Genomic DNA, 22,506 nt, shown 5'->3' on the forward strand with positions numbered 1-22,506 from the left:
TGAAAAAGGCTGCCGGACTTGCGGCAGCCTTTTGCTGTATGTGAGGAAAAGCAGGATGGGAATGTGGTAAGCCAAGGAGTGGTGTGTTTTATTTCTGCGGGTAGAAGCCGGATGGCTGTCCCGAGAGATTGATGAGGATGTTCTTCATCTGCGTGTAGTGCTCGAGGATGACTTTGTGCGTCTCGCGTCCGATACCGGACTGCTTGTAGCCGCCAAACGGCGAGCCTTCAGGAATCTGGTTGTACGTGTTGACCCAGACGCGGCCCGTCTCGATGGAGCTAGCAACACGGAAGGCACGGTTGATATCCTGTGTCCAGACAGCGCCGCCAAGGCCGTAATCGCTGTCATTGGCCATCTTGATCACTTCTTCTTCCGTCTTGAATTTGATGACGACGGCGACAGGTCCGAAAATCTCTTCGCGGGCAACGCGCATATCGTTCGTGGCATTTGTGATGAGCGTCGGCTTCATGAAGATGCCGTTCTTGAGCGCACCGTCAGTTGCCTGCTCACCGCCGCAGGCGATGGTCGCACCTTCTTCTTTAGCGAGTTCGACATAGGAGAGGACCTTATCGAGCTGAGTTTTATAGATCGTCGCACCGAGCTGCGTATCTTCTTTCCACGGCAGGCCAATCTTGACTTTATTGAAGCGGTTGGCGAGTTCTGCTACAAATTCGTCATAGATATCTTCCTGAACGAAGATGCGCGAACCAGCGCAGCAGACCTGCCCCTGATTGAAGAGGATGCCGAGCTGGGCACCATCATAAGCCTGTTCGAGGTTGCAGTCCGCGAAGAAGATGTTCGCGGATTTGCCGCCGAGCTCAAGCGTAGCCGGAATGAGTTTTTCGGCCGCAGCCTTGGCAACGGAAAGACCGACTTCCGTTGAGCCCGTGAAGGCCAGTTTGCAGAAGCCCTTGTGGTCGAGCATGTACTGGCCGGCTTTTGAGCCTGCGCCTGTGATGACGTTGAATACACCTGGCGGCAGGACCTCCTTGATGAGATCGGCAAAGTACAGCACGGAGAGGGAGGTCGTCTTTGACGGCTTCAGGACCGTGCAGCAGCCGCTGGCGAGTACCGGTGCGAGTTTCCACGCTGCCATGAGGAAGGGGAAGTTCCACGGTACGATCTGGCCGACAACGCCAATCGGTTCACGCAGGATGATGCTCATGGTCGTATTGTCGAGCATCGTGGCGGAGCCTTCCTCAGCGAGGATGCAGCCGGCAAAATAACGGAAATGCGCAGCGGAAAGCGGCACATCGATATTCTTTGTCTCACGGATGGGCTTGCCATTGTCGAGGGTCTCGATGAGAGCCAGCTCGTCCGTATGTGCATCGATGATGTCGGCAATCTTGTTGAGAAGGGTGGCACGCTCCTTGACCGTGGTCTTCTTCCACGTGGCAAAGGCTCTCCAGGCTGCGTCTACGGCAGCATCGACATCCTGCGATGTGGCTTCTGCACAACTGGCGAGCTTGTCACCAGTCGCAGGGCAAAAAGAATCAAATGTCTTGCCATCGGCTGACGGACGCCAGGCCCCGTCGATGAAAAGGCCATACTGGCTGTTCAGTTTCGTTTCTGGAATCATGTGAATCCCTCCTATATATCTGGACTAAAAGGTAACGTTTCTTTATGTAAAAGCTTTTTGCTTTACATGCATTACGACGCCTGTTTCTCCGCTCCGACATCTTTTACTTCCGGCGTATTTTTTATGGATTCAGGCAGGCCTTGCAATTCAGGACGCGTGATCAGGCGGCCAAGGCGTGTCCCTGAAAAATAATTGAAAATCCATTTAAACGTGACGGAGATATTGGCATGGAAGCCTGCTTTCGTGAGCAGATGGATCCAGAGCCAGGCCGACCAGGCGAGAAAGCCGCGGCCACGCAGCGGGCCTGCTTCCATGACGGCTTCACTGTTGCCGATGATGGCCATGACGCCTTTGCTCTTGTAATGGAGATGTTCCATCTCTTCCCCGCGTACATCATGCAGGATGTTCTTGGCGGCGAGCTCTCCTTCCGCCAGCGCAACGGGCGCAAGCGTCGGCAGAGGACGCTGTTCACCGGGCGGCGTGTAGCTTGAGCAGTCCCCGATAGCAAAGATATCCTGCATGCCTGGAACACGGATCGTATCATCGATGAGCAGGCGTTTGCCGCGGTCTTTTTCGCAGGCAAAGCTGCTGAGACAGTCCACAGGGCGTACACCTGCCGACCAGACAACCGTTTTCGCCTTGATCGTGGAGCACGGCGCATCTTTGGGCGCCTTCATCGGACGGTAGGAAAGCGTCTCTCCGTCGTAGCCCGTCACGAGCATGGAGCACTGTACGTCAATGCGTTTTTTCTGCAGGACCTTGAGCGTCTCTATACGGAGCTTTTCGGACATCATGCTGAGCACGCATGGATCAGCGCCAATCAGATGGATGCTGACTTCATCAAAGTCAATATGGTGAAACTCTTTCTGCAGGACATCGTAAACGAGCTCGGATACGCCGCCTGCCCCTTCAACACCGATTGGGCCAGCGCCGACAAAGACAAAGGTCAGCAGAGCCTTGCGCTTTTCAGGGTCTGGTTCAGCAGAAGCTTCTTCAAAGACACTTAAGAGATGGCTGCGGATGCGGATGGCATCCTGCAGGGTCTTCAATGGGAATGCGTTTCGTTCTACTTCTTTATTGCCAAAGAAATTTGGCGTCGAGCCAAGAGCGATGATGAGATAGTCGTAGGGAACATCCCCGTGACTCGTCTTGACAATCTTTGCTTCTGGCTGGATGCCGCGGACTTCTGCTAAAAGGAAATCCACGTTATTTGCTTTTTTGAAGAAACCACGAATGGGGTAGACGACCTCATCCGTCGAGAGCATCGACGTCGCTACCTGATAAAGGAGCGGCTGGAAGACCTGGTAGTTGTTGTGATCGATGATCAGCACATCCACCGGCTGATTGGCCAGCTGCTGCGCTGCTTTGATACCGCCGATACCTCCACCGAGGATGACGACACGCGGCCGTTCTTTCATGTCCGATCCCGCCTTTCTATTCAAGGATGAAGGGAATATGCTCGTGTAGCGGAGAACGCCTAAGTGACGTTTATCACATTTTGATACTCACTTCGTCTCAATATTTATTATCTTTTAGGTATATTATACACTTATTTTTCAGAAACATAAAATACTAAAAATTTATAATGTATAGCATATTGATATCCTTTATCCTGAAGCAAAATAAAAATCCCGGCGGAAATGCGCCGGGATTTTTGCTGTCGATATTTGGTGGATCAGTGATGGAACAGGCGAATGTGCGTCATGGCCATCGTCATGTTGTATTTGTCGGCCGTCTCGATGACATTGTCGTCGCGGATGGAGCCGCCGGTCTGGGCGACGTAGGTCACGCCGCTCTTGTGGGCGCGCTCGATGTTGTCGCCGAACGGGAAGAAGGCATCGGAGCCGAGGGAGACGCCTGTCTCCTTCTTGAGCCAGGCCTTTTTCTCCTCACGCGTGAAGACGGGCGGCTTCTCGGTGAAGACGCGCTTCCAGTCATCGGTCTCCAGGAGGTCTTCCCACTCTTCGCCGATGTAGACGTCGATGGCGTTGTCGCGGTCCGGGCGGCGGACTTCCGGCTTGAACGGCAGGTTGAGGACCTGCGGGCTCTGGCGCAGGAACCAGTTGTCGGCCTTCGTGCCGGCAAGGCGCGTGCAGTGGACGCGGCTCTGCTGGCCGGCGCCGATGCCGATGGCCTGGCCATCCTTTGTGTAGCAGACGGAGTTGGACTGCGTGTACTTGAGCGTGATCAGGGCGATCAGCAGATCGCGCTTTGCGTTCTCCGGCAGGTCGTGGTTCTTCGTCGCGATATCCTTGAGGCAGTCTTCCGTGATGGCGACGTTGTTGCGCTTCTGCTCGAAGGTGACGCCGAAGACCTGCTTGCGCTCGAGCTCTGCCGGCTGATAGGCGGGGTCCATCTGCAGGATCAGGTACGTGCCTTTGCGCTTCGACTTGAGGATCTCGAGGGCCTCTGGCGAATACGACGGCGCGATGATGCCGTCGGAGACCTCGCGCTTGAGGAAGGAAGCCGTCTGGGCATCGCACTCGTCGGACAGGGCGACGAAATCGCCGTAGGAGCTCATGCGGTCCGCGCCGCGCGCGCGGATGTAAGCCGTGGCAATCGGGGAAAGCTCTACGCCTTCGACGAAGTAGACTTTCTCGAGGACGGGGGAGAGGGGAACGGCGACGGCAGCGCCTGCCGGGCTGACGTGCTTGAAAGAAGCGGCAGCCGGAAGGCCGGTGGCCTCGCGCAGCTCGCGGACGAGCTGCCAGCTGTTCATCGCGTCGAGCAGGTTGATGTAGCCCGGACGGCCGTTGAGGACGGTGAACGGCAGCTCAGCATCGTGCTCCATGAAGACACGGGCTGGCTTCTGGTTCGGGTTGCATCCGTATTTGAGTTCCAGTTCTTTCATTTCCTATTGCTCCTTTTTCACGTACAAAAAAAGCCGACACAAATCCAGGCTGTGCCCAGACGGTCGGCTCTTCTTCCCTGTGCTCCCTGTGGTCATCCACTTCCGTCAGTTGCACAGCATCTAGTTAAAATCTATCATCCTCATGGCCTTTTGTCAAGGGTTGTGCTGGTCCGAAAAAATAACCGTCATCCCTGTTTTCTTCGGGGCTTTTATGGTATGATTAAAGATGATAAACGCCATACTATGGTTTTGATTCAGTCAATATGCTAGCAATTCTCAATTCAAGGGGGACTTCCATTATGTTGAAAAGTATTGCAGTCTTGACGAGCGGCGGCGACAGCCCAGGCATGAACGCAGCAGCTCGCGCTGTCGTCCGTACGGCTCTGTACGAGGGTGTCAAGGTATGGGGCATCCGCGGCGGCTATCACGGTCTGCTGGAAGAGGATATGTTTGAGATGAAGTCCAGGGATGTCAGTGATATCATCCAGCGCGGTGGTACGTTCCTCGGCACGGCGCGCTGCAAACGCTGGAAGACGCCGGAAGGCCGCATGATGGGCTACAAGCATCTGACGGACCGCGGCATCGAGGGCCTCTGCGTCATCGGCGGTGACGGTTCGCTGCGCGGCGCATCGCTGCTCTCGAAGGAGACGGGCATCCCTATCGTCGGCCTGCCGGGCACGATCGACAACGATGTCTGGGGCTCTGACTACACGATCGGCTGCGATACGGCTGCGAATACGATCATCGATGCGATCAACAAGCTGCGCGATACGGCTTCGGCACATCGCCGCGTCATCGTCCTCGAGGTCATGGGCCGCAATTGCGGCTGGCTGGCTCTCGTCTCGGGCATCTCGGGCGGCGCTGAGTACATCCTCGTGCCGGAGGAGGAGTACAACCTCGATGAGATCTGCGACAACATGACGGAAGCCTACAAGAAGGGCAAGCGCTACATCCTCGTCGTCGTGGCAGAGGGTGCTGGCAGCGGCCAGGAGATCGGCCAGTACATCGCGGAGAAGACGCAGCTCGATACGCGCGTCTCGGTCCTCGGCCACATTCAGCGCGGCGGCTCGCCGTCGGTCATCGACCGCGTCCGCGCCAGCCAGCTCGGTGAGCAGGCTGCTCTCGCACTGATCTCGGGCCTGTCGGACATCGTCTTCGGCTACAGCAAGGGCCGCGTTGTCTCGATCGACCTGCACGATGCAGTCAACAACAAGAAGGTCCTCGACCCGGACTACCTGCATCTCGCAAAGGTACTGTTCTGATTGACGATACTCGGATAACGGTAAAGGAGCCCGTTTCCTCATCCATTCGGATGGGAAACGGGCTCCTTTTTGATGCAGATGTAGTGGACGGGCGAGCAGGGTTGCACAACGCTTCGCTGTGGCGCACTGCTGAATCGATTTTTTCCCTTTTAATGAATCCTATCAAAAGAGCTAAACGCGCTTCGCTTGGACGACGCTCTTTTGATAGGATTCTGGTGGGGAAAAAATCGATTCTTAACGCAGTGCGCCAACGCTACGCTTTTGTGCAGCCCTGCTCGCCCGAAGGTACTTTTGGTGCATCTTAGCTCATTTAAAGGAACTGCCGTGGACAATGAAGTTCTTAGCATGCGAACTTAGCTCGGCTAGAAGGCGAGTCATGTTTTTTGCTTGCAGGCGCACAGTGAAAGTGCAGAACGTAACTTTAGGAGGGGGGCTGTATTTCGCCTGCAGGAGCGAAGTGATTGCCCGCAGGGCTGTGCCCCGAGAAATCATAGCTTTGCCAGTAGATGTAAGAACGACGCGGCAGGCGGCGGATTATCTAGGCTGAAATCGATAACATGGGGCACATTTAACGGAGCGACGAAGCCGAAATGTCTTCCCCCTCTGTCGGGGATATATGTCTTTTTACTCTACACCAACAATCTGCTTGGCCAATTTCACTGCCTTGACGCCATCGGCTGCATAGGCGTCGGCGCCGCAGCTGTCGGCGTAGTCCTGGGTGACGGCGGCGCCGCCAATCATGACTTTGGCGCGTGCGCCGGCGCGGCGCAGTTTGTCGATGACTTTATCGATCTGAGGCATGGTCGTCGTCATCAGGGCGGCGAGGCCGACGACGTCGGCATTTTGCTCGAGGGCGGTCTCGACGATGGTGTCGGCCTCGACGTCCTTGCCGAGGTCGATGACCTTGAAGCCGGAGTTCGCGAGCAGCGCGCCCGTGATATTCTTGCCGAGGTCGTGGACGTCGCCCTTGACGGTGGCGATGACGAACGTGCCCTTATCGGCTTCGGCACTCGCGGGGATGAGTTCCTTGAGCTTGTCGAACGCCGCGCGCATTGTCTCGGCCGACAGCAGGACCTGCGGCAGGAACATGCGGCCGGAGCCGAAGTCCTCGCCAATCTCGGTCATGGCGGCCGTCAGTCCTTTCTCGGTGATCTCGTTGCTGGACTTGCCCTCCTGCAGGGCCTGGACGACGAGGCCGACGATGACGTCCTTCTCGCCTTCGATGACGGCCTGCTTGATGGCATCGAGGATCGGCAGGTCGGTCGTCTTCATGACGGCGGCCTTCTTCGGCACGGCGAGGTTTGCCTCGTCCTGGCTGAAGGCGAGGCCGCAGGGGTCGTCGCCTAAAAGGGCAGCGCTGGCCTTCAGGGCCTTCTGCATCGATTCGTCGTACGGGTTCATGATCGGGGCGTCGAGGCCGGCGGCGAGGCACATCGCGAAGAAGGTGCTGTTGATCAGCGGGCGGTTCGGCAGGCCAAACGAGATGTTCGAGAGGCCCATCGTCGAAGGATAGCCGAGGCGCTGGCGGTAGAGCTGCAGGGTTTTGAGTACCTCGCGGCAGGCGTTCTTGTCGGCGGAGACGGTCATGACGAGGGCGTCGAGCAGGAAGTCGCCGTCGTTGAGGCCGTTTTCCTTCGCCTTGCCGACGATGTACTCGATGGCCTTGAGGCGGTCCTCGGCCGTCTTGGGCACGCCGTCTTCGGTGATCGGCAGGCAGAGGATGGCGGCGCCGTACTTCTTGGCCAGCGGCAGGAAGTCGCGGATGCGGTCGTCCTCGGCCGTTACCGAGTTGATGAGGGCGCGCCCCGGATAGGCGCGCAGGCCGGCCTCGAGCGCGGCGGCGTCGCTCGTGTCGATGGCGAGCGGGGCATCTGTGAGCTGGGCGATTTCCGTCACGGCCTGCTTCATGGCCTTGGTGGCATCGATGCCGGCCACGCCCATGTTGACGTCGAGCAGCCTTGCGCCGGCCTTGACCTGGTTCACGGCTTCTTTCTTGACGGAGAGCAGGGAGCCTTCGCGGATCTCGGCGGCGAGTTTCTTGCGGCCTGTCGGGTTGATGCGCTCGCCAATCAGGACGGTCGGCAGGTCCTTGTCGACGCAGACCGAGCGGCTGCGGCTGGCGAGCCAGAGGCGCTTCGGCAGCGGCTCTCGCACGGGCTCAGCCTGCCCTTCGAGCGCCGCGCGCAGCGCTCGGATGTGAGCTGGCGTCGTGCCGCAGCAGCCGCCGAGGTAGGTGGCACCGGCGGCGAGGAGCTTCGGGCCCCAGCTGCCGAAGTCCTCAGGACCCATCGGGAAATGCGTCACGCCGTCAACGAGCTGCGGCATGCCGGCGTTCGGCTGGACGCTGATTGGGCAGTCGCAGCTGGCGGCGAGCGTCTTGACAATCGGCACGAGCTGCTCCGGTCCGAGCGAGCAGTTGACGCCAATGATGTCCGCGCCCATGTGGGAGAGGATGATGGCGGCCGACTGCGGGTCGGTGCCCGTGACCGTGCGGCCGTCGTCGCTGTAGGTCAGCTGGCAGATGACCGGGATCGCTGGCGCGACCTCTTTGGAGGCGAGCAGGGCGGCGCGCATCTCCTGGATGTCGATGCAGGTCTCGATGATGAAAAAGTCGACGCCGGCCTTGGCGAGTGCGCTGGCCTGCTCCTTGAAGCACGCATAGGCCTCTTCGAAATCGAGGTCGCCGAGCGGGCTGATGAAGCGGCCCGTCGGGCCCATGGAGCCGGCGACCTTGGCGCGCGTGCCGGCAGCTTCTTTGGCAATACGGACGGCTGCCGTGTTGAGCTCTTCGACGCGGTCCTCGAGGCCGTAATGGTCGAGCTTGAGGCGGCTGGCGCCGAAGGTGTTCGTCTCGATGATGGTCGCACCGGCCTCGATGTAGGCCTCGTGGATGTGCCGGACGACTTCCGGGTGGTCGATGTTCATGAGTTCGGGACAGCCGCCCGCTTCCAGGCCGCCAGCCTGCAGCATCGTGCCCATGGCACCGTCAAAGATGTGGATCATAGCCAATTCCTCCAGAGTTGTTCCTGATACGTGATTCCTGATGTTCTTGCTCAAAGATTCTATTGACATAGTAATGCAGTATGAATTCTATGTCAATGCTTTTATAGCCCGCTCACTTGACCGCCTTGCGGGAGGGGCAGTCGACTTTGTCGCAGGCGGCACAGCCGTTGGGGGAGTGCGCTGCTTCTTCTGAGCCCTTGACTTCCTTATATAGGCCGATGATAGCCGTGACGCTCTTGCGCGGCACGAGCATCTTCGACTCGGAAAGCGAGATGCCGATGGTCTCGCACTTTGTCACGCGGATGAGCTCGGGCTGTTGGTCGAGCGGCCAGTCGCCGTAGCCGGGGCTGAAGCGCCAGCGCATGCCATAGCCCTGTGCGGCCATCTTCGGCTTGATGGCCTTCTCCATGCCGTCGGCCAGCTGCTCGACGGCCGTGGTCGCGGCGGCGTCGAGCAGGACGCTGCTCGCGTACTCGCCATCGGCAAAGCGCTTCGTGACCATGTCCTCGATGGCATCGCCGACTGTGACGGCGAGCAGGATGACCTTGTCGCAGCCAGAGAGATGCTTGCCGATCTTCGTTCCTTCGATGTGGAAGGGCGGGTCGGCTTTCACGATCTGCTTCTCGCAGTCGTAGTCGTAGAGCTGCCAGATGCCGCGCGGCTCGGCGAGCAGGCGGGCGTCCTGGCAGGCATCCTCGATGAGGCGTTCATCGAAATCCTTGGCGCGCATGAGCCCCGCATAGCGGCGCGTCTCCTTCGGGTCAATCTTCAACAGTGGGGCATTGTAGACAGGCATGGATATTCCTCCCCGTAATTTTTTAAAATGTTTCACGTGAAACAATGGCATTTTCGCGATTTCTATATTATGATATAGGGTATACAGCGCGGAGGAGCCGTGACGGATGGCAGAGGCTCCTGCCGCACAAGCATTACAAATGTTACAATGTAACAATTATACTGATTCTAGCACGCTTTTACAAGGATAGCTGTGCACTTGTTTACTATTGCAGGACAGAATGGTATGGGAAATCAAAGAAAGTGGTGAAATTCGTGGCAAAGGCAAAGATCATTGCAGTAGCCAATCAGAAGGGCGGCGTCGGCAAGACGACGACATCGGTGAACCTCGCGGCATGTCTGGCGGCAAAGGAGAAGAAGGTCCTGCTCGTCGACTGTGACCCGCAGGGCAATGCGTCGAGCGGCTATGGCATCGACAAGTCGGTGCTCGCGACGACGATCTATCAGGTCATCATCAACGGTGCGGCGGTGCAGGATGCCATCATCAAGACGGAATTCGGCGTCGACGTGCTGCCGGCTAACATCGAACTGGCCGGTGCCGAGGTCGAGCTCGTCGCGGCCATCTCGCGTGAGACACGGCTCAAGCGGGCGCTCGAGCCTGTCGAGCAGGACTACGACTACATCCTCATCGACTGCCCGCCGTCGCTCGGCCTCTTGACGCTCAACTCGCTGGCCGCAGCCGACTCGGTGCTCATGCCGATCCAGTGCGAGTTCTACGCGCTCGAGGGCGTCTCGCAGCTCATGAACACGATTGAGCTCGTGCGCACGAATCTCAATCCGCATCTCGAGGTTGAGGGCGTGCTCATGACGATGTACGATGGCCGCACGCGGCTCGCGGAGCAGGTCGTCGCCGAGGTCCGCGAGAACTTCGGCGAGCTCGTTTACAAGACGATGATTCCGCGCACGGTCCGCCTCAGTGAGGCGCCGTCGTACGGCGAGCCCATCCTCTACTACGATAAGCGTTCCAAGGGAACGGACACCTACATGAAGCTGGCAGAAGAGGTGATGGCGCATGGTGAGTAAGGGACACGGCGGCCTCGGCAAAGGACTCGGCGCGCTCTTGAAGAACCGCGAGATCACGCCGGCCAAAGACCAGGTGCAGGAAATCGCGGCCGATGAGATCCGGGCCAACCGCTATCAGCCGCGCCAGAATTTCGACGAGGCGGCGCTCGAGGATCTCAGCGAGTCCATCCGCCAGTACGGCATCCTGCAGCCCCTGATCGTCCGGCGCCTGCCGGAGAAGGGCTATGAGCTCATCGCGGGTGAGCGCCGCCTGCGCGCCGCCCGCAAAGCAGGACTTGAAAAAGTACCGGCACTTGTGCGAGAATATAACGATGCAGAGATTAGTGAGATCGCCCTGATCGAGAACATCCAGCGCGAGAACCTCAATATCATCGAGGAGGCAGAGGCCTACGCTTTCCTCATGCAGAACTTCCAGCTGACGCAGGAGATGCTCGCGAAGAAGGTCGGCCGCAGCCGCCCGCACATCGCCAACTCGCTGCGCCTCCTGGAGCTCGCAGAGCCTGTCCAGGACAAGCTCGTCGCAGGTGAACTGCTCATGGGGCAGGCACGGCCGCTGCTCGCGCTCAAGGATGAGGCACTGCAGGTCAAGGCAGCGGCGCACATCCTCGCGGAGCACCTGTCCTCGCGCCAGGCGGAAGAACTCGTGCGCCGACTGCTCGATGACCCCGCCTATCTCGATGCAGAGGAGAGCAGGCCGGAAGACGAGTCCGCAGAGGCTCAGGAAACGCAGGAAGCTCAGCAGGATGCATTCTATCAGGATGCTGTGGGCCGGCTCAACGAGTACCTCGGCACGAAGGTGCGCATCCGCCCCGGCAAGAAAAAGAGCCGCATTGAGATCGAGTTCTACTCCGAAGACGACCTCGAGCGCCTGCTCGAGCTTCTCGAGGGGCAGAAGGACTCACATCCGACTCCGCCCGAGCACTTCTCTGTCTGATCTTGACGGCATTGTTTCACGTGAAACATCGTCATCTATTTACCGTATCTTATGAAGGAGCATTCAATAGACAATGGATATTCAGGAAATCACGAAATTTGCCCTAAATAACATCATCCCGATTCTCGCTGGTCTCGGCGTCATCGCCGTCATCCTGCTGGCGCTGCTCATCAACCTCTACATGAAGGTCAGCTACATGAAGAAGCGCTACCGCAAGATGATGACGGGGGCGGATGGCGCGAACCTCGAGCGCATGCTCATCGGCCATCTCAACGAGATCCAGGCGGTGTCGGAGGAGAACGCCGCGATAAAGCGCGAGAACGAGCGCCTCGATGGACTGCTGCAGCTCGCCATCACGCGCGTCGGTGTCGTGCGCTTCCGCGCGTTCGACGATATGGGCAGTGACCTGAGCTATGCCGTTGCACTCCTCGACTCCTACAATGACGGCGTCATCCTCACGAGCATCTTCGGCCGCGAGGATTCGCGCAGCTACGTCAAGCCGGTCGAGAAGGGCCAGTCGACGTACCAGCTGATGCCGGAAGAGCAGCAGGCTCTCGACGAGGCAATGCGCAAGGGCGCATCAGCCTGAGCCATGAAATAAGCTTTGAATTGCGGTAAATCCTATGCTATAATAGGCGTAAGATTTACCGCATCATTTTTTCCAGTAAATTTTTCCAGTAATTCAAAGGCAGTTCTGATCCAGGGAGCGTATCATTTCCGTGGATTATTTTTTTGTTTGGAGGTTTCATCTTTGGCTAAGAGCGAAGAACAGAAAGTGCAGAAGGCAGCCACTGCAGCGGAGCAGGAGGGCGTGACCGAGCAGACGACGGTGATGGCCCCTCTGTCAGACGAGGCAGTCAAGGCTGCGGTGGAAGCTGAGAAGGTAAAGGACACGAAGAAGAAAAAGGCCAAGAAGAAGCAGACGATCTATACGATCAAGCTGATCCCCGATGACGATGGCGACACGAAGAGCATCCGCCTGTCGGAGCGCGTGCTCAAATACGGCATCGCCTCGGTGGCGGCTGGTGCGCTGCTCTTCGTCGGCGCGTTCAGCTACTCGGTCTACAGCACGTTCGCCAATCAGAACGGTGCCGCAGAGATCCATGAGCTGCGCGAGGTCAACAACATCCAGCAGGAGCAGCTGCTGCAGCTCTCCAAGAAGGCCAATGCGCTGCAGGATGAGCTCGACCAGCTCACGCAGCTCGAGTCGGACCTGCGCCGCATGTCGGGCGCGAGCCCCGCACAGGATGATGGCTCGGGCGATGGCAGCGGCCTGACGAATGACGGCACGAGCGGCCAGCACGATGGCCAGGGCGGCCCGTACGCACAGCAGCCGAGCCTCGATAACGTCAGCGAGGCTCTCGACAATGTCGCGAAGGACATCGAGAAGCGTCGCGCCTCGCTGCTCGCCCTGCAGGAAGAGCTCAAGGCACAGCAGGAGTCGATGGGGACGCCGGGCATGGTCTCGCTGCCGGGCTCGCTCGTCGGCAGCACGGTGTCGGTCACGACGCCGACGGGCTGGCCGGCTCGCGGTGAGGTCAGCTCGCCGTACGGCCTGCGCTGGAATGGCTCGGACTTCCACCCGGGCATCGATATCGCCAATGACATGGGGACGCCAATCGTCGCTACGGCTGACGGCACGGTCACCACGGCTGGCTGGAACTCAGGCGGCTACGGCAACATGGTCGACATCGACCACGGCAACGGCATCACGACGCGTTACGGCCATGCGATGCAGGTCGTCGTCAGCGCCGGCCAGCACGTGCGCCGCGGCCAGATCATCGCTTACATGGGCAGCACGGGCTTCTCGACGGGCCCGCACGTCCACTACGAGGTCCGCGTCAACGGCCAGGCGGTCAACCCGGTCAGCTACCTCTGATCCTTCAATAAATAGAATGAGACTCTGTATCAACGTGTTCTCTCGCGTTGATGCGGGGTCTCTTTTTGTTTTGAACGAAACCGAAACAGAATAAAGGAGAATAATCATTCGATAAGGCGTATCCATGTATACATGTTAAGTTATGGTTGACATGTCAAGTATACATTTTTATAATAGAAGTTACGTAACGCCATATGCATTGTGCAAACACATTTGTGTATTGATTCTATGTAAGACAGAAAGCTAGAAGGATAGAAGGAGAGACCGCTATGTGTCGGATAGGTTCCATAAAGAGTAAAGTACCCATTCAGCCCTCCAAGGCACTGCATCTCATGCTTCCACAGCAGGAAGGTCATGATAACTCAGGTTTCGCCATGGTCATGCAGGACCTGTACGGAATCTTTTCCAATTATAAGGACAAGCCGCTGTTGTCGCTGGCCTGCACGCAGCGCGGTGCCCAGCTCGTCGAGGAGTACATGGACACGCACAACTTCGTGCAGCTGGCCGAGTGGATCCCGGTCCCGGACAAGCAACCGGGCCTTGACATCCAGGCGATGCCGTACTACATCTTCCGCAACTACGATTATCCGGAAGATGCAGAGCACATGACGAAGGAGCAGAAGGAAGACCTGCTGCTCGACACGCGCCTGGCCCTGCGCAAGATCCTCGAGGAGGAGAATGCCGGTTACGTCTACTCGTTCTGGCCGGATGTGCTGACGCTCAAGGAGATCGGCGATCCGCGCGACATCGCGACATACTTCCATCTCTGGGATGACAATGGCTGCCTCGTCGCCAAGTCCATCGTCGCCCAGTGCCGCCAGAACACGAACTACGACATCGTCCGCTATGCGGCGCACCCGTTCTTCCTGCAGGGTTACACGCTCTGCGCGAACGGCGAGAACACCTTCTACACGAAGAACAAGGAGTTCCAGAAATCCCTGCACCGCGGCTACATCGGCTTTGAGTCCGACTCCCAGTGCTTCCTCAACACGCTCCACTACGTCCATCACGAGCTCAAGTGGCCACTAACGTACTACAAGCACGTCATCACGCCGCTGCCGTTCGAGGAGATCGCCGAGCGCCCCGACAAGGATGTCCTGATCGCCATCCGCCAGAGCCTCGCAAACCTCGAGATCAATGGCCCGAACACGATCATCGGCGTCCTGCCGGACAAGAAGATGATCACCTGCTGTGATTCCAAGAAGCTGCGCCCGGTCGTCGTCGGACGCACGGATGACATGGTGGCCATCTCGTCCGAGGTTTGTGGTCTCAATGAGATCATGCCGGACCGTGACCAGACGAAGGATATCTACCCGAATGAACGTGAAATCGTTGTGATCGACAACGACCTGGAGGTACAGAGATGGAAGCAGTAAAGACTCAAGATGTGGGCGTCAATGACCTGCCCTGGATAATCGAATATCATCCCGACCGCTGCACGATGTGCGGCAGCTGCGTGGCATCCTGCTCCTTCAAGTCCATCAAGGTAGCGGTCCGCGGCCAGTCCCTGACGGTGTCGGAAAAGCCGGTACCGGAGCCGAAGAAGATCCATCGCGTGCGCCCGGTCATCAAGCAGGTCGCGAGCCTCACGGATTTCTGCCGCGGCTGCGGCATCTGCGAGAAGGTCTGCCCGAATGATGCCATTCATCCGGTCCGCAACCCGGATACGCGCAAGACCCTGCTCTCGAAGGACCACGGCCCGATAAAGCGCGGCGGCCGCACGAACCTCAACGCACAGCGCACGCTCGACTCGATCGTCGTCGGCCGCATCTCGCAGATGACGGACCCGTCGCTCGATGCCGCGCGCCACACCTTCGACATCCGCTCGCCGTTCGGCCGCGTGCTCTCGGCCAAGGAGCTGCCATTTGCCATCAAGGACGGCAAGCTCGTCGAGACGAAGCACACGCCGCCGGTACACTGGATCTACCCGCTGATCTTCTCCGATATGTCCATCGGTGCGCTGTCGACGCGCGCCTGGGAAGCTGTCGCACTCGCTGTCGGCTACCTCAACGAGAAGTGTGGCTTGCCGGTCCGCATGAGCTCTGGTGAGGGCGGCATGCCGGTAAAGCTCCTCGAATCGGACTATCTCAAGTACTTCATCATCCAGATCGCATCCGGCCACTTCGGCTGGAACCGCATCATCAAGGCCATGCCGCACATGAAGACGGACCCTGCGGGTATCCTCATCAAGATCGGCCAGGGCGCAAAGCCGGGCGACGGCGGCCTGCTGCCGGAGGCAAAGGTCGCAGAGCATGTCCAGGCCATCCGCGGCGTACCGAAGGCGACGCTCGCCTCGCCGCCGAACCATCAGGGCCTGTACTCCATCGAGGAATCCGTCCAGAAGATGCATCTCTCGATGAACGCGGCTTTCGGCTTCCGCGTGCCGGTCGCCATCAAGTGCGCGGCCTCGGCCACGTCGGTATCCGTCTACAACAATCTGCTGCGCGACCCGTACAAGATCTGCGGCGGCTTCTTCATCGACGGCATCCAGGGCGGCACGGGCGCGGCCAATGAGGTCTCGCTCGACCACACGGGCCATCCGGTCGTCTCGAAGATCCGCGACTGCTACCTCGCAGCCGTCAAGCAGGGCCTGCAGGGCCAGATCCCGCTTTACGGCGGCGGCGGCATCGGCATGACGGGCAACGCCGCAGCCGACGCCTTCAAGATAATGTGCCTCGGCGCCAACGGCGTTTTCGTCGGCAAGATCCTCATCCAGCTCCTCGGTTGCATCGGCAACGAGCAGGGCCGCTGCAATTCCTGCAACACGGGCAAGTGCCCGATGGGCATCTGCTCGCAGGACCCGCGCCTCGTCAAGCGTCTCGACATCGACCGCGGCGCGCAGAAGATCGTCGACTACGTGCTGGCCTTCGACGCCGAGCTCAAGAAGCTCATGGCGCCGATCGGCAACAGCTCGCTGCCGATTGGCCGCAGCGACGCGCTCGTCTCCACGGACAAGGCCGTGGCCGACAAGCTTGGCATCCAGTACGTTTGCTGATAGCAGGAGGAGAGCTTAATGTTTAAGATAGATACCATGAAAGGGCATGAACGCATGTCCACCCAGGACCTGCTCCTGGCCATCGGCGAAGCCGTCAAGCAGGGCGAGACGGATTTTGAGATCAAGGCATCCGGTCAGCACGACATCGGCGGTCCGCTCTGGCATCCGGAAGGCAAGAAGCTGCACTTCCACGTCTGGAACGCCGGTCAGCGCACGGGTTCGATGTGCCTGCCGGGCACGGAGATTGTCATCGAGGAGTCGACGTCGGCTGACGTCGGCTGGCTCAATGCCGGCGGCATCATCACGGTCAAGTGCGATGCCGGCGATACGGCGGGCCACTGCTCGTCGGGCGGCAAGATCTTCATCGGCGGCCGCGGCGGCACGCGCACGGGCTCGCTGATGAAGCACGACCCGCTCTATGAGGAGCCGGAGCTCTGGATCCTCAAGAATGTCGGCTCGTTCTCGTTCGAGTTCATGGGCGGCGGCAAGGCCGTCGTCTGCGGCTACGACAGCGCGGAGTTCGACTCGGTCCTCGGCGAGCGCGCCTGTGTCGGTATGGTCGGCGGCACGGTCTATGTGCGCGGCCCGATCGGCACGCATCCGGCTGACATCATCTGCTCCGCGCTCGACGAGGATGACATCGCCTTCCTCGCGGGGGGCATGGATGACTTCCTCGCGCACATCGAGCGCCCGGAGCTCAAGGCAGAGCTCACCAACTGGAGCGAGTGGCACAAGCTGCGCCCGCTGACGGCTGCGGAGCGCAAGCCGAAACCAGCGCCGGACCTCCATTCCTTCCGCCTGCACGAGTGGGTCAAGGGCGGCATCTTCTCGGATGTCGCACACGATGACTTCGCGGTCCACAATACGATCACGCACGGCCTCTACCGCCTGCGCGTGCCGAGCTGGGACAATGCGAAGTACGCAGCACCGTGCGAATTCAACTGTCCGACGGGCATCCCGACGCAGCTGCGCTACAAGTACATCCGCAACGGCGAGCTCGACAAGGCCATCCAGCTCGAGCTCGACTACACGCCGTTCCCGGGCTGCGTCTGCGGCTCTGTCTGCCCGAACCCCTGCATGGATGCCTGCACGCGCGGCACGATCGATGAGCCAATCCAGATCGGCGACCTCGGCTACAGCTCCGCCTTTGCGAAGGTCGAGCCGCCGAAGGCGAAGACGGGCAAGAAGATCGGCATCATCGGCGGCGGCGTCGCCGGTCTCTCGACGGCCTGGCAGCTCGCCCGCAAGGGCCATGATGTCACGGTCTACGACGATGCCGACCACATCGGCGGCAAGCTCGAGCAGGTCATCCCGCGCGGACGTCTCTCGCACGAGCTGCTCGAGTCGGAGCTCAAGCGCATCGAGAGCGTCGGCGTCAAGTTCGTCGAGGGATGCAAGGTCGACCGCGAGAAGTTCGACAAGATCCGCGAAGCGAGCGACGCCGTCGTCGTCGCGACGGGCGGCACCAAGTCCCGCTACTTCCCGTGGGAGGGTGTCGAGCGCCTGACGATGGGCCTCGAGTACCTCAAGGCCATCAACCGCGGCGAGCATCCGAAGACGGGCAAGAAAGTCGTCGTCATCGGCGCCGGCAACTCCGGCATGGACACGTGCCGCGGCGCCTACGAGATGGGCGCGGAGTCGGTCATCGCTGTCGATGTCCAGAAGCCGGCTGCTTTCCAGAAGGAAATCGCCTACTTCGAGGGCCTCGGCGGCAAGATCGTCTGGCCGTTCTTCACGAGCAAGATCACGCCGGAAGGTGTCTACGGCAATGACGGCCGCTTCATCGAAGCCGACCAGGTTATCGTCTCCATCGGCGAGGCGCCAGTCCTCGACTTCCTGCCGGAGGATGAGGGCATCGAGTACTTCCGCAAGAGCTGGCTCGTGCCGAAGAAAGACCTCTCCATCATGGACGGCGTCTTCACGGCCGGCGACACGATCAAACCGGGCCGCCTGACGGATGCCATCGGCAGCGGCCGAAAGGCAGCCTGGTACGTCGACCAGTACGTCATGGGCAAAGAGTACAAGGCTTTCCCCGAGAAGAAGCAGGTCCCGGCCGACCGTCTCTCGAAGGCCTACTTCGAGAAGTGCCACCACTGCGAGCTCGGCGACCCGGTCAGCGACTACAAGCGCTGCGTGAGCTGCGGCACCTGCCGCGACTGCAAGATGTGCCTTGAATCCTGCCCGGAGAAGGCCATCAACCGCATCGAGCACGAGGACGGCACGATCGAGTACACGAGTGACCCGAACCGCTGCATCGGCTGCGGCATCTGCGCCGGCGTCTGCCCGTGCGGCGTCTGGACGATCCAGGACAACCCAGAGAAGATTCCGATGTACTCTACGGGTGCCAAAGCCTGAGGATCTATCGGAGCACAAAGCAATAAAAATCAGCCTTTCCACTGCGACGTGGAAAGGCTGATTTTGTTTCACGTGAAACATTTAGGGGCGGCCATCAGGCATTCCTGCCATTGATATCGGTCAGGCGGATTCCCTTCTGTGCAGCATCCATGTTCTTGAACTCGCGCATCCGGCTGACGAGCAGGAAGAGGCCGAAGAGAAGGGCTGTGACGTCAGCGGCCGGCACCGCGAGCCAGACGCCCGAGAGCCCGAGCATCCGGGGCAGGGTCAAGAGGAAGAAGACGATGCCGAGCAGGTTGCGGGCAAACGACATCAGCGCGGACGTGCGGCCATCGGAGATGGCCGTGAAGAAGCCGGAGATGAAGAGGTTGAACCCGCAGAGCAGGAACGTGAAGGAAAAGAGCGCGAAGCCCTGGCGCGTGAGCTCGTAGACGTGGCCGCCCTGTGGCAGGAACAGCGAGACAAGTGGCTCAGCGAGCAGATGCGAGAGGCTGAAGGAGATCAGCGCACCGCCTGCGATGACCGTCAGGCTCAGGCGGACGAGGCGGCGCAGCTCCCCGAAGTCCCGTGCGCCGAAGCGGTAGGAGAAGATCGGGGCGACGCCGTTCGTGAAGCCCATGTAGACGGCCGTCAGCAGCATCTCCGCATAGAGGATGACGGAGATGGCCGCAACGCCGTCGGCGCCGGCATAGCGGAAGGTCAGGATGTTGAACAGGAAGGTCGTGATGCCGACCGAGAGCTGCGTGACGAGCTCTGAGCTGCCGTTGTAGAAGGCCTGGCCGAGCGCGCGCCACTCGAGGCGGGGCTTCGCGAAGCGGATCAGATGGCTGAAGCGATAGAAGTAGACGAGGCCAATGACGCCGGCAATCAGGTCGGCAATGCCCGTTGCGAGGCCCGCGCCGAAGATGCCGAGGCCGAGATGCGCGAGGAACAGGTAGTCGAGGCTCGCGTTTGTCAGACCGGCCAGCACGGAGACGATGAAGCCCTGCATTGGCCGGCCGTCCGCGATGAAGAAGGCGTTGAAGAGAATCATGAGCGCGGCGAATGGGAAGAACGGCAGCAGCGAGTAGAGGTAGCTGCGGCAGTCTGCCATGAGCTCTGGCGAGGCGCCGAGCAAGGTGAGCAGGCTGTCGCCGGCGGCAATCGTCAGCGTGGCCAGGACCGTGGCGAGCACGGCTGTCGTCACGGTGATCATCGTAAAGTGCTGGCGCGCGAGCTGCGGCTTGTTCTCGCCAAGATTCTTGGCGACGAGTGCCGAGCCGCCCGAGGCCAGCATGATGGCGAGGCCGAAGACGACGTTGATGGCGGGGTAGACGATATTGGAAGCGGCCAGCGCGTCGCTGCCGGCATAGCGCCCGATGAAGATGCCGTCCGTCACCGTGTAGAGCGAGATGATGATCATCATGCCGATGGACGGCGCGGCAAAGCGCAGCAGGCTGCCGAGCCGGAAACGGCGGGCGAGCGGTGAGTGTTTTGTCGTTGTGCGTTGCATATCTATCAAGATCCTTTCAGAAAACTGTCCTATACTCATGGTAGGGTATACAGTAACTGTAAAGTCAAGGGAGAACGTCATATGGAACCAAAACCGATGCTTCATACGGGCGAATTCGCCAAGCTCTGCGGCGTCAACAAGCGCACGCTCCACTACTACGACGAGCAGGGCATCTTCTCGCCCGACCACGTCGATGCGAACGGCTACCGCTGCTATGCCGTGCGGCAGCTCTATCCCTTCATCATGATCCGGCTGCTGCGGCAGATGGGACTCGACCTCGCAGAGATACAGGACTACATGAGCCACCGCAGCCCCGCACGCCTTGAGACGCTGCTCAAAGAGCAGGAGGCGTGGCTTGACGGCGAGCTGCGCCGCCTCCAGTACATGAAGGAGATCGTGCGGAACCAGAGGGATGTGCTCGCCGTCGCACACCGCGTCCACTGCGATGATGTGGAAATCGAGGAATGGCCGGCAGCCAACCTCATCTACTCGCGCCCTGTGCGCGCACTGCTGCAGGCCGGCGATGAGACGGGCGTGGAGCGCGTCATCATGGAGCACATGCGCTACATGATGGAGCACGAACTGACGACGGGGCAGGTCTTCGGTGCGATGGTGAGGACGGAAGACTGCCTCGGCCCGGATGGCGAGACGGGGCTCTTTGCGCGCTTCTTCACCGTCACGACAAAGAGCATTGATCATGTGCCAGAGGACCTCTGCGCCGTCCGTCCGGCGGGCCGCTACCTCGTGACCTACTTCAAGGGCGACTACATGAAGACGGGGCCAGCCTACGCGCGCCTGCGCCGCTGGCTGCAGGCGCATCCCGAGTGGCGGCCGGGAGACTACTCCTATGAAGAGAGCATCTTGGAGGACCTCAGTACCGCCAATCCGCAGGAGTACATCACGCGCGTCGCCGTCCTGCTGCAGCAGAGCGATGACAAGAGAGGAGATAGATGAAATGGATTTAAAGCAATTGCGCTATTTCATGGCGATCGTGGAGGAGCGGCAGATCACAGCGGCCGCGAGGCGGCTGCACATGGCCCAGCCGCCACTGAGCAACCAGATGAAGATGCTCGAGGACGAGATCGGGCTCCAGCTCTTCCGGCGTGGGCCGCACCACATCGAGCTGACCGAGGCCGGCGAGCTGCTCGCCGCCCGCGCGGCCCAGCTCTTAGACATGGCGGCCATGACGAAGCGAGAGCTCCAAGACCTCAAGCAGGGGCTCTGCGGCACGCTCGCCATCGGCACGGTCTCCTCGTCCGGCAACCTGCTGATGCACGAGGGCATGCAGGCCTTCCGCGCGAAGTTCCCGCGCGTCCACTTTGAGATCCACGACGGCAATACGTACCAGCTCATCGACATGCTGGAGAAGCGGCTCATCGAGATTGCCATCGTCCGCACGCCGTTCAACGCCTCGCGCTTCAACTGCAAGTACCGCCAGCCGGAGCCGATGATCGCCGCGATGACGCCAGAGCTTGACTGGGCAACGCAGCAGCAGGAAATCGCGGTGGAAGAGCTCGCAGACAGGCCGCTGATTCTCTACCGCCGCTTCGAGCAGCTCCTGCTCGATACCTTCGCTGCGCATGGGTTTACGCCGGACGTCGCCTGCCTCAACGACGATGCGCGCACGACAATCCTCTGGGCCAATGCGGGCCTCGGCGTGGCCATCGCACCGGCCGCCGCTGTCGACCTCGCCGCCCACAACCACCTGCACGTCAAGAACATCGCGGAGCCCTCTCTGCGCACGCGGCTCGCCGCCATCTGGCCGCGCGAAGCCTACATTTCCTCGCTTGCCGAGCACTTCCTGGAATATTTTTGACTCAGTCAATTAATTTAACGGAAATCCAACGGCTATCTAAGCGGACTGCAAAATCACGCGGCTATACTGTCATCATCAAAAGGAAGACAGACTCCATATAGAAAAGAGGAGATTATCATGATGAAGTTGAACTGGAAGAAAAGCATGGCTGCCGTCCTGGCAGGCATCATGAGCTTTGGCGTGCTGAGCACGACGCTGGCTGTCCCTGCAGAAGCAGCTGCGCATCACTACGAGGATTCGAATTGGCATTCGCACCATGACCGTCAGGTCGAGAAACAACGCCATGAAGCGCATGAGCGCTGGGAACGCGAGCACCGTCGCACAGAGAAGTCCTCGAAGGGTCACTCGACGGGTGAGGTCACGACGGCCGCCATCCTCGGTGCCGTCGTCGGCGCTGTCATTGCCAAGAATACCTGATGCCCGAGCACCCAGCTCCAGCAGGGCCCGGAAATAAATTTGCTTCCGAGGCGTCTGGGAGAAGGAAAACGCCCTCGTTTTGGCGAAATTATTACCATTGAATAC

17 protein-coding genes and 1 riboswitch are annotated in these 22,506 nt (G+C 59.8%); of the genes, 11 read left to right on the forward strand and 6 right to left on the reverse strand.

The window, feature by feature from the left end; all coding sequences use genetic code 11:
- Nucleotides 1-88: 88 nt before the first annotated feature.
- From MITSMUL_RS11035 to MITSMUL_RS11045, 3 genes are all read right to left on the reverse strand, one after another.
- A complete protein-coding gene (locus MITSMUL_RS11035; RefSeq protein WP_005842729.1) occupies nt 89-1,579 on the reverse strand; it encodes an aldehyde dehydrogenase family protein in 1,491 nt (496 codons plus the stop codon).
- Between the two features lie 71 nt (nt 1,580-1,650).
- Complete coding sequence (locus tag MITSMUL_RS11040; RefSeq protein WP_005842731.1) at nt 1,651-2,997, reverse strand: NAD(P)/FAD-dependent oxidoreductase; 1,347 nt, start codon at nt 2,995-2,997, stop codon at nt 1,651-1,653.
- A gap of 257 nt (nt 2,998-3,254) precedes the next feature.
- Nucleotides 3,255-4,430, reverse strand: coding sequence for a phosphoribosylaminoimidazolecarboxamide formyltransferase (locus tag MITSMUL_RS11045; RefSeq protein WP_005842734.1), 1,176 nt, complete (start codon nt 4,428-4,430; stop codon nt 3,255-3,257).
- A gap of 46 nt (nt 4,431-4,476) precedes the next feature.
- Nucleotides 4,477-4,553, reverse strand: a riboswitch (ZMP/ZTP riboswitch).
- Between the two features lie 176 nt (nt 4,554-4,729).
- Between MITSMUL_RS11045 and pfkA the strand changes: the two genes are divergently transcribed.
- Nucleotides 4,730-5,692: a 6-phosphofructokinase gene (pfkA, locus tag MITSMUL_RS11050; protein ID WP_040636417.1), complete on the forward strand. Its 963-nt coding sequence runs from the start codon at nt 4,730-4,732 to the stop codon at nt 5,690-5,692.
- Between the two features lie 624 nt (nt 5,693-6,316).
- Here pfkA and MITSMUL_RS11055 read toward each other — a convergent pair.
- On the reverse strand, nt 6,317-8,695 hold the full coding sequence (locus MITSMUL_RS11055) for a homocysteine S-methyltransferase family protein (RefSeq protein ID WP_040636418.1): 2,379 nt from the start codon (nt 8,693-8,695) through the stop codon (nt 6,317-6,319).
- Nucleotides 8,696-8,807: 112 nt separating this feature from the next.
- Complete coding sequence (locus tag MITSMUL_RS11060; RefSeq protein ID WP_005842740.1) at nt 8,808-9,491, reverse strand: vitamin B12 dependent-methionine synthase activation domain-containing protein; 684 nt, start codon at nt 9,489-9,491, stop codon at nt 8,808-8,810.
- Between the two features lie 254 nt (nt 9,492-9,745).
- Here MITSMUL_RS11060 and MITSMUL_RS11065 point away from each other — a divergent pair, with 254 nt between their 5' ends.
- From MITSMUL_RS11065 to MITSMUL_RS11095, 7 genes are all read left to right on the forward strand, one after another.
- Nucleotides 9,746-10,513, forward strand: a complete 768-nt coding sequence (locus MITSMUL_RS11065; protein ID WP_040636419.1) for a ParA family protein — start codon at nt 9,746-9,748, stop codon at nt 10,511-10,513.
- Entirely contained in the window at nt 10,503-11,447 is a 945-nt protein-coding gene (locus tag MITSMUL_RS11070; RefSeq protein ID WP_005842743.1) for a ParB/RepB/Spo0J family partition protein, read from the forward strand. Before MITSMUL_RS11065 ends, MITSMUL_RS11070 begins: the two co-directional genes overlap by 11 nt.
- A 73-nt stretch (nt 11,448-11,520) precedes the next feature.
- On the forward strand, nt 11,521-12,036 hold the full coding sequence (locus tag MITSMUL_RS11075; RefSeq protein WP_005842745.1) for a DUF4446 family protein: 516 nt from the start codon (nt 11,521-11,523) through the stop codon (nt 12,034-12,036).
- 162 nt (nt 12,037-12,198) lie between these two features.
- A complete protein-coding gene (locus MITSMUL_RS11080; RefSeq protein WP_005842747.1) occupies nt 12,199-13,326 on the forward strand; it encodes a M23 family metallopeptidase in 1,128 nt (375 codons plus the stop codon).
- Nucleotides 13,327-13,595: 269 nt separating this feature from the next.
- Complete coding sequence (locus MITSMUL_RS11085) at nt 13,596-14,702, forward strand: class II glutamine amidotransferase domain-containing protein (RefSeq protein WP_005842750.1); 1,107 nt, start codon at nt 13,596-13,598, stop codon at nt 14,700-14,702.
- Entirely contained in the window at nt 14,690-16,321 is a 1,632-nt protein-coding gene (locus MITSMUL_RS11090) for a glutamate synthase-related protein (RefSeq protein WP_005842752.1), read from the forward strand. The genes MITSMUL_RS11085 and MITSMUL_RS11090 overlap by 13 nt, the downstream gene beginning before the upstream one ends.
- An 18-nt stretch (nt 16,322-16,339) precedes the next feature.
- Complete coding sequence (locus MITSMUL_RS11095) at nt 16,340-18,676, forward strand: FAD-dependent oxidoreductase (RefSeq protein ID WP_005842754.1); 2,337 nt, start codon at nt 16,340-16,342, stop codon at nt 18,674-18,676.
- 94 nt (nt 18,677-18,770) lie between these two features.
- Here MITSMUL_RS11095 and MITSMUL_RS11100 read toward each other — a convergent pair whose 3' ends face one another.
- The gene (locus tag MITSMUL_RS11100) at nt 18,771-20,168 is read right to left on the reverse strand and encodes an MATE family efflux transporter (protein WP_147652954.1); all 1,398 of its coding nucleotides are present in this window, start codon (nt 20,166-20,168) and stop codon (nt 18,771-18,773) included.
- A gap of 81 nt (nt 20,169-20,249) precedes the next feature.
- Between MITSMUL_RS11100 and MITSMUL_RS12230 the strand changes: the two genes are divergently transcribed.
- From MITSMUL_RS12230 to MITSMUL_RS11115, 3 genes are all read left to right on the forward strand, one after another.
- Nucleotides 20,250-21,122: a MerR family transcriptional regulator gene (locus MITSMUL_RS12230; protein ID WP_005842758.1), complete on the forward strand. Its 873-nt coding sequence runs from the start codon at nt 20,250-20,252 to the stop codon at nt 21,120-21,122.
- Between the two features lies 1 nt (nt 21,123).
- Nucleotides 21,124-21,984, forward strand: coding sequence for a LysR family transcriptional regulator (locus MITSMUL_RS11110; protein ID WP_040636420.1), 861 nt, complete (start codon nt 21,124-21,126; stop codon nt 21,982-21,984).
- A 117-nt stretch (nt 21,985-22,101) separates the two neighbouring features.
- A complete protein-coding gene (locus MITSMUL_RS11115; RefSeq protein WP_005842762.1) occupies nt 22,102-22,401 on the forward strand; it encodes a CbtA family protein in 300 nt (99 codons plus the stop codon).
- Nucleotides 22,402-22,506: the final 105 nt, after the last annotated feature.

Origin of the sequence: Mitsuokella multacida DSM 20544, assembly GCF_000155955.1 — a bacterium.
GTDB lineage: Bacteria > Bacillota > Negativicutes > Selenomonadales > Selenomonadaceae > Mitsuokella > Mitsuokella multacida.